The sequence below is a fragment of the Arsukibacterium sp. genome (assembly GCF_033722355.1).
Classification (GTDB): domain Bacteria; phylum Pseudomonadota; class Gammaproteobacteria; order Enterobacterales; family Alteromonadaceae; genus Alishewanella.
This window is the reverse complement of the sequence record NZ_JAWVZF010000137.1, coordinates 1-7,762: the sequence shown is the minus strand read 5'-3', so window position 1 is coordinate 7,762 and position 7,762 is coordinate 1. Positions and strand designations below refer to the sequence as shown.

Genomic DNA, 7,762 nt, shown 5'->3' with positions numbered 1-7,762 from the left:
CCTGCTGCTGATTTGATCCCGGCCGTGTTGTCTACGGTTATTTTCGGTATTTTAAAAGCAGAGGTTTTACTATGTTTATCCCGGTTAAAAGCGGCTTGCTGGCCAGTCTGCCAGTGTTATTATTCGTTGGCAGCGAGGCGTTCGCCCAGCAGCATCAGCATGATCATTCCCAACAGGACAGTGTTCTGCAAAGCACGCTGGCAGCTCAAAGCACGCTAAAGCAGCTGATAACGGGTGATAAACCCGCCACCGTCTATACCTGCTCAATGCACCCGCATGTCCGCTCCACTAACCCGGATGATCGTTGCCCGATATGCGGCATGGCGCTTATTCCGGTAACGACCGACGAAGCAGAAATTCACGCTGGCCCTTCAGTATTGGAATCAGATCGCAGTATCAGGTTGAGTCAGCGGGCTGAAGCCTTGTTGCAGCCGGAACTGACCCCGGTGCGGCGGCAGCGGGCTGAACATCACCTGGCCCTGGTTGGCAAGCTGGCTGCCGATCAGAGCCGGTTGAAAACCATCAGTGCCTGGACCGCTGGCCGGATTGATAAGTTCTATCTTGATAGCAGTGGGGTCGATGTTACTGCCGGCCAGCCGATGGTAGAGATCTTTAATCCGGATCTTATTGTTATTCAGCAAGAACTGGTACAGGCCAAGCAACTGGCGGTAGCCCGTGGCAGCAGTTTACCGGCTGACAGTACGCTGGCCGCTGCGCGTCGCCGGCTAAGGCTGTTAGGGGTACCTGCATCCCAGATTGACACAATTTTACAAAGTGAAAGCCTGCAGGATACGGTCACTATCAGTGCGCCGGTATCAGGTAGGGTACTGGATAAGATGGTGAATGAGGGGGCCTATGTCAGTGCCGGCCAGCCACTGTTTAGCGTACTGGCGCTGGATAAACTCTGGCTGGAGCTTGAAGCCTTTGAACATCAGCTAGGCGCCATCAGGCCGGGGCAGAAGATAAGTGTTGAATTGCTGGCACTGCCGGGAGCAACATTCGATGCCGAAGTATTGCTGTTGGAACCGCAGGTTGACAGCAACCAGCGCACCGTCACTGTCAGGGCGGTGCTGGACAACCCGGACGGTCAGCTGTTACCTGGCATGCTGGCCCGGGCAAGGCTGCTCGACACTCAGGATAATGTGCTGCTGATTCCGGCATCTGCGGTGCTGCATACCGGCAAGCGCTCGCTGGTCTATGTGCAACAGCCCGGCCAGAGTGCAACCTATAGCGGTCGCGAAGTTGTTCTTGGCCGGCGCTTTGCTGATCAGTATCAGGTGCTGGAGGGCTTAACAGAAGGCGAACTGGTTGTCAGCAAAGGGGCATTTCGCTTAGATAGTGAGCTGCAAATCCGGGGTCTGCCCAGTATGCTTTCTGCCGACGGTCAGGCCGGTAATCCCCACGCAGCCCACGGCCATCAGCAGATGAACACACAAACAACAGCGCCAGTGCAGGCAGCATTAGTGCCGCAAGACAGCTTCAGTCTGACGGAAGCTCAGCAAAAAGCCATGCTGGATGCATATCAACAGTTATACCTGGCGTTAACCGAGGATAGGTTAACCGACTGGCAAGAAGGGACTGTGGCTTTTGAGCAAGCCGTTAACGCGGTTAGCTGGCCTGCTCATTTACAGCAGCACGTCGCACAGTTACTGACTGGCGCCGGTCATAGCCAGCATGTCAGTGACCTTGAACAGGCCCGGGCCCAATACTATCTGCAGGTGCAGGCTTTGTTAGCGCTGGCAGAGCAGGGTATGCTGGCTGACGGTTGGTACCGGGCATATTGTCCTATGGCGCGCGACGGTGAGGGCGCCGGCTGGTTACAGAAGCAATCTGAAGTTTTAAATCCGTATTTTGGCCCTATGATGCAAGGCTGTGGTGACATTGAGCAGCAGTACAGCGATGGAGGTCGTCATGCACACTGAACCTGGCCTGCAGCAACAACAGCACTCCTGGTTTTCACTGTTGATTGGCGCCTGTCTGCGCCAGAAATTGCTGGTGCTTTTAATCACTGCTTTACTGGTGCTGGTCGGTGTCGGCTATGCGCCTTTTGGCTGGCAAACCGGCATACCGCTTAAACCAGTAGCCGTTGATGCGATTCCAAACCTGGGTGAGAATCAGCAAATTGTCTTTACCGAGTGGCCCGGACGTTCACCACAGGATGTTGAGGATCAACTGAGTTATCCGCTGAGTGTCGCCCTGATGGGGGTAGCCGGTGTTAAGGATGTTCGCACCTTATCGATGTTTGGTTTTTCCAGTATTGCCGTTATTTTTGATGACAGTGTTGAGTTTTACTGGTCGCGCAGCCGTTTGCTGGAAAAGCTGGCCAGTCTGCCGGAGGATACATTACCGGCAGGCGTGCAACCGAGCCTGGGACCGGATGCCACAGCATTGGGGCAGGTGTTCTGGTATACCCTGGAAGGCCAGGATCCCGAAGGTAACACCACAGCCGGTTGGGATCTGGACGAGCTGCGCAGCATTCAGGACTGGTACTTACGAACCGGTTTGCTGGCCGCTGAAGGCATCAGTGAAGTCGCCTCCATTGGTGGCTACCAGCGTGAATACCAGATAGAGGTTGATCCGGATTTACTGCGAATTTATCAGGTTAGCCTGGCTGATGTCAGTAATGCTGTGATGGCGGCAAATCTGGATGTCAGCGCTGGCAGTCGCGAGATTAATGGCGTTGAATATCTGTTGCGTGGCGTAGGGTTAGTAAAAAACCTCAGTGATATTGAACAGGCGGTCGTGCGTTTGGCGCCTGATAATACGCCGATCACAGTAGCGGATGTGGCAAAAGTCAGTACCGGTCCGGCCCAGCGTCGTGGCGCCCTTGATGTGGCAGGAGCCGAAGCCGTGGGCGGCGTGATAACAGTACGGCAGGGTTACAATCCGCGCCAGGCTATCGACAATATTTATGCCAAGCTCAGCCAGATCAGCCGTGGTTTGCCAGCCAAAGCTGTCATCGACTGGCAACATACCAGCGCAGCGCAGGTCGCAGACTTTGCCCATGCCAATGCATTACCGGCCTGGGGTAACGATAACAGCCAGTGGACCTTGTTTTTGCAACAGCATCCGGCCGATAGCTGGCCACAGTGGCTGACCTTAAGTCAGCTGACGGTAGTGCCGTTTTATGATCGCTCAGCGCTGATTAACGAAACCCTCGGAACCCTTGAGCAGGCACTTAGCCTGCAGATCCTGATTACCATTATTGTGGTGCTGGTGATGTTATGGCACCTGCGGGCAGTATTTGCGGTCAGCACTATGCTGCCGTTAGCGGTACTGTTGAGCTTTATCGGTATGAAACTGTTTGCAGTAGAAGCCAATATCGTGGCGCTGGCCGGTATTGCTATTGCTATTGGTACTATTGTTGATATGGCGATAATAGTCAGTGAGAACCTGATCCGCCAACGCAGGGAGCAACCTGAGCTGAGTGCTTATCAGGCTGTGCAGCGGGCGATGCAGGAGGTTGGTCCGGCCATATTAACAGCAATCAGCACGACCATCGTCAGCTTTTTACCAGTGTTCAGTATGACGGGCGCTGAAGGCAAGCTGTTTGGTCCACTGGCGTACAGTAAAACCCTGGTGTTACTGGCGGCTGCCTTTCTGGCGTTAACGTTATTACCGGTGCTGCTGTTTTTACTGTTTTCACCGCGAATGCAGGGGGTTAAAAAGTACCTGCGGAGCCTGACAGCTCGCTGGCCTCGGTTAACCCTGCCGTATAATTCAGATACCCGTCTGCGGGCATTACTGTTGCTGATGTTGTTATTAGCCGTCACCGGCTTGCTGGCCTATTTCTGGCAGCCGCTGGGCCCGGCGGCAGGCTTGCTCAGCAATATTTTGCTGGTTGCCACGTTGCTTGGCACAATACTACTGTTTTTCTGGCTGTTTTCATTGTGCTATCTGCCGCTGTTACGACTGGTATTGAAGGTGAAGCTGCTGTTTATGCTGCTGCCGTTGTTGCTGGTATTGTACGGACTGAGTATCTGGGTGGGTGCTGAACGGGTATTGCCCTGGGTAGCTGCCGACAGTGAGACAGCACAGCGTTATCCCGGCATGGGGCGGGAGTTTATGCCCGCGCTGGATGAAGGGGCGTTTTTATTAATGCCAAGCCTGATGCCGCATACGTCAATAACCGAAGCGCTGGATGTGCTGCAGCAGCAGGACCTTGCTATTGCAGCGATTCCGGAAGTAAGAACCGTGGTAGGCAAAATCGGCCGGGCCGATACGGCGCTTGATCCGGCGCCATTGGGTATGATTGAAACGCTGATTCAGTATCACAGCGAATACAAAACCGATGCCGCCGGCAACCGGCAGTATTTTCGCTATGATACCGTTGAAAACCAGTTCGTCAGAGACAGTGACGGCCAGTTAATCCCTGACAGCCAGGGTCGGCCATACCGGCAATGGCGGGAGCATATTCACAGTCCGGATGATATCTGGCAGGAAATTATTCAGGCCGCACAGCTGCCGGGCGTCACGTCAGCCCCGCAGTTACAACCGATCGAAACACGTCAGTTAATGCTGCAAACCGGGATGCGTGCAGCAATGGGGATAAAACTGGCAGCACCGGATCTGACCACTCTGGGGCGTACTGCCTTAGAGCTCGAGCAGTTACTACGTCAGGCCCCGGCCGTCCAGGCACAGACCGTCAATGCCGAGCGGGTTGTTGGCCAGCCGTATCTGGAGATCCATCCGGACCGCGCTGAAATCGCCAGGCATGGCCTGAGTATGCAGCAGGTGCAACAGGCTATTTCCAGTGCGATTGGCGGCATGGATGCTGGCCGGGTTATTGATGGCCGTGAACGTTATCCCATCCGGGTACGTTATATGCGGGAGCAACGAGATACGCTGGAGCAGTTGGCTGACGTATTAGTTGACACCCCGGCCGGCTATCCACTGCCGTTAAAGCAATTAGCTGAAATTCGCTATCAGCGTGGGCCGCAGATGATCCGCTCGGAAAACACCTTTTTAACAGCTTATGTTACTTTTGCCGGCAAGCCGGGTGTGGCTGAAGTGGAGGTGGTTGCAGCGGTGGCAGCTTATCTGGATGAAAAGCTAAGCAGTGGTGCCTGGCAGCTGCCTGCCGGCGTCAGTTACAGCTTTGCCGGCAGTTTTGAACAGCAGCAGCGGGCGGCGACAACGTTGCTGTGGGTGGTGCCGCTGGCACTTATCATTATTTTTATGTTGCTGTATCTGCAGTTCCGCCGGGTGAGTACCACCCTGATGATTTTCAGCAGTATTGCCGTGGCCTGGGCCGGTGGTTTTATCATGCTTGACTGGTTTGGTCAGAGTAGCTTTTTAAATATCAGCCTGTTTGGCACTAACCTGCGTGAGCTGTTTCAGTTGCAGTCTTATAATCTGAGTATTGCGGTCTGGGTGGGGTTTCTGGCGTTATTTGGTATTGCCGTTGATGACGGTATTGTGATGGCCAGTTATCTTAAACAGGCTTTTTCTGAGCATAAAGCTTCAACAAAGGCCGAGGTCAGGGCGCTGGTGCTTTCAGCTGCTGCAAAGCGGATCCGGCCTTGTCTGATGACCTCAGCGACCACGATATTGGCATTGTTACCCGTGCTAAGTGCGACCGGCCGCGGCGCGGATTTAATGATCCCAATGGCCATCCCAACCTTTGGCGGGATGTTATTTGTCCTGTTAAGCGTATTTATGGTGCCGGTGTTGTATTGCGCGGTGGAGGAGCTGAAAGTATCTCGGGTAATTGAGTAGCGCTCGACTGCAATACCCCATTTGGCTTGCCACAGCAACTCGCCTGCGGCTCAGACACTCTGTGGCAACCAAATCGGGTTTCCAGTCTCACGCTCCACACCAAAGCGAGAATCGGATTAGCCTAAGCCAGCAGAATAAAGCCAAAAAAGGCCACTATGGCTGCGATTAAGGCATAGGGGAACTGGGTTAAGGCATGGCTCATCAGGTTACAGCCTGAGCCTTGTGCCGCCAGTACGGTCGAGTCACTGTAAAAACAGGCCTGGCTACCAAACGAGCTGGCCGAAAGTAGCGCGCCTATTACCAGTGGAATATTGGCATCTACTGCAAAGGCCAGTGGCATCACGATAGGGATCGACACCGCAAAAATACCCCAGCTGGAGCCGGTCGCAAACGCCAGTATTGCCATGGCTAAAAAGACTAAAGCGGGCAGCATCTGCGCAGTCATGTAAGGCGCAAGGTTTTCAATAATATAAAGCGGTAGTCCCAGCTTGTCGCAAACATCTTTAAAAATAAATGCCGCGATAACAATGCTGATTGCCGGCAGCATGGTTTTAAAGCCGTTCATCATCACGTCCATCATCTCAGATAATGACATCAGCTTCTGTACGCCATAATAGACAAATGAAAATACCAGCGCCGCTATCACCCCTTTTAAAATATCCGGCTCACTTAGTGACTCACCCAGTAACATGGTGAAGCCAATTAACGCCAGCATCGGCATCACAAAATTGTGTACTTTGCCGTGTTTATTGCTGGTTTCAAATTCTTCTTCAATGGAGTTTACCGCATACTCGTCGCTGGTATGATACGGCATTTCATCAACCGCATGGCTTAGCATGCGTGCGCCTGCCTGCGGACTGTCGGCTAATTCACATTCAATGGGTGTGCCCTGCTGTGTCTCCAGTTCCGCTTTTTTCATTGGTCCGAGATCCGGCATCAGTTTTAACGTCACCAGCATCACGACGATAATGGCCATGATGGGGTAAAGCATATAAGGAATGGCCTCAATGTAAACCGCGACCCCTTTTCCTTGCTCGGCCACATTGTTATCTTCAAGCAAGCCACCAAAGAATACCGCCCAGGTGGAAATTGGCACCAGCACACAGACCGGGGCAGCAGTGGAGTCGACGATATAAGCCAGTTTTTGTCTGGATACTTTAAATTTGTCGGTGACCCGCTTCATTGCCTCACCGACAGATAGCGCATTAAGATAATCATCAACAAAAATAACGCAGCCCAGTAAGAACGTCATAAACATTGAGGAGCGGGGACCGCTGGCTTTTCTGGCGCCAAAACGGCCAAAAGCAACAGCGCCACCGGTATGGATCAGTAAACCAATCAGCGCGCCAAATCCTGCACACACCAGAATTAACCAGCCGATGGTTTCATCCTGCATCACGTTGACTGAGATATCTGAAAAATTTGATAACGCTTCTAACGGGTTTATCAGCAATAAACCGGTTACCGCGCCCAGTATTAAGGCCAGGATAGGGCGCTTTAACCAGACAGCAAAGGTTAGTACGACTAACGGTGGTATTAAGCTGATTGCTGAGGGGGTAACAGCGGCCGCTTCGATGGCGGCTGCGACGGGTTCGGCAAGATTTCCCACAGTGCTATCTGCTGACATTTTGTATTCTCACATCAAAGCTCTGTTACCAGAGACGGGTTGGTAAACCGCTGCAGCAGATAAAACAACGCAACGGAGCGCACTTTTTTATAATCCTGAACCAGTAAATATGGGTACAGGGGTGTGGCTTCAGTAACCGTAAAACCACGGCGCAATCATATCAAAAAATTATTTTTCCACCAGAAAATTGTCTTGGGACCTTAATGCAGGGGGTTGCTTATAACAAGCGGAGTGCATTGTCATAAAAATTTACATCACCTTCTATCTCAAATGTTAAAAATCAGTGAAAACAGTTGGTTAAGGATTGGCCTGAAAAATGCTTTAACTATATAGAATGCGGATATTAGCGGTTATTCGCCCTTTTGTTCCAACAAGGAGATTTAATATGAACAAACTCACGAAGGGGATGTTAGCGGG

At 52.5% G+C, this 7,762-nt stretch carries 3 protein-coding genes; 2 read left to right on the top strand and 1 reads right to left on the bottom strand.

Translation table 11 applies throughout. The features are described 5' to 3' along the window. Window positions 1-71 precede the first annotated feature (71 nt). Together R3177_RS11535 and R3177_RS11530 are read left to right on the top strand one after the other, a co-directional pair. On the top strand, window positions 72-1,922 hold the full coding sequence (locus R3177_RS11535; protein WP_318971179.1) for an efflux RND transporter periplasmic adaptor subunit: 1,851 nt from the start codon (window positions 72-74) through the stop codon (window positions 1,920-1,922). Continuing rightward, window positions 1,912-5,718 carry an efflux RND transporter permease subunit gene (locus R3177_RS11530; RefSeq protein WP_318971178.1) on the top strand — a complete coding sequence of 1,269 codons (3,807 nt, stop codon included), beginning with the start codon at window positions 1,912-1,914 and terminating at the stop codon, window positions 5,716-5,718. Before R3177_RS11535 ends, R3177_RS11530 begins: the two co-directional genes overlap by 11 nt. A gap of 121 nt (window positions 5,719-5,839) precedes the next feature. Here the strand turns inward: R3177_RS11530 and R3177_RS11525 are convergent, their stop codons facing one another. Further along, the gene (locus R3177_RS11525; RefSeq protein WP_318971177.1) at window positions 5,840-7,345 is read right to left on the bottom strand and encodes a Na+/H+ antiporter NhaC family protein; all 1,506 of its coding nucleotides are present in this window, start codon (window positions 7,343-7,345) and stop codon (window positions 5,840-5,842) included. Between the last annotated feature and the right edge of the window lie 417 nt (window positions 7,346-7,762).

Coding starts and splice junctions, on each gene's coding strand:
- R3177_RS11535 (WP_318971179.1), top strand. CDS start 72: ATGTTTATCCCGGTTAAAAGCGGCTTGCTGGCCAGTCTGCCAGTGTTA.
- R3177_RS11530 (WP_318971178.1), top strand. CDS start 1,912: ATGCACACTGAACCTGGCCTGCAGCAACAACAGCACTCCTGGTTTTCA.
- R3177_RS11525 (WP_318971177.1), bottom strand. CDS start 7,345: ATGTCAGCAGATAGCACTGTGGGAAATCTTGCCGAACCCGTCGCAGCC.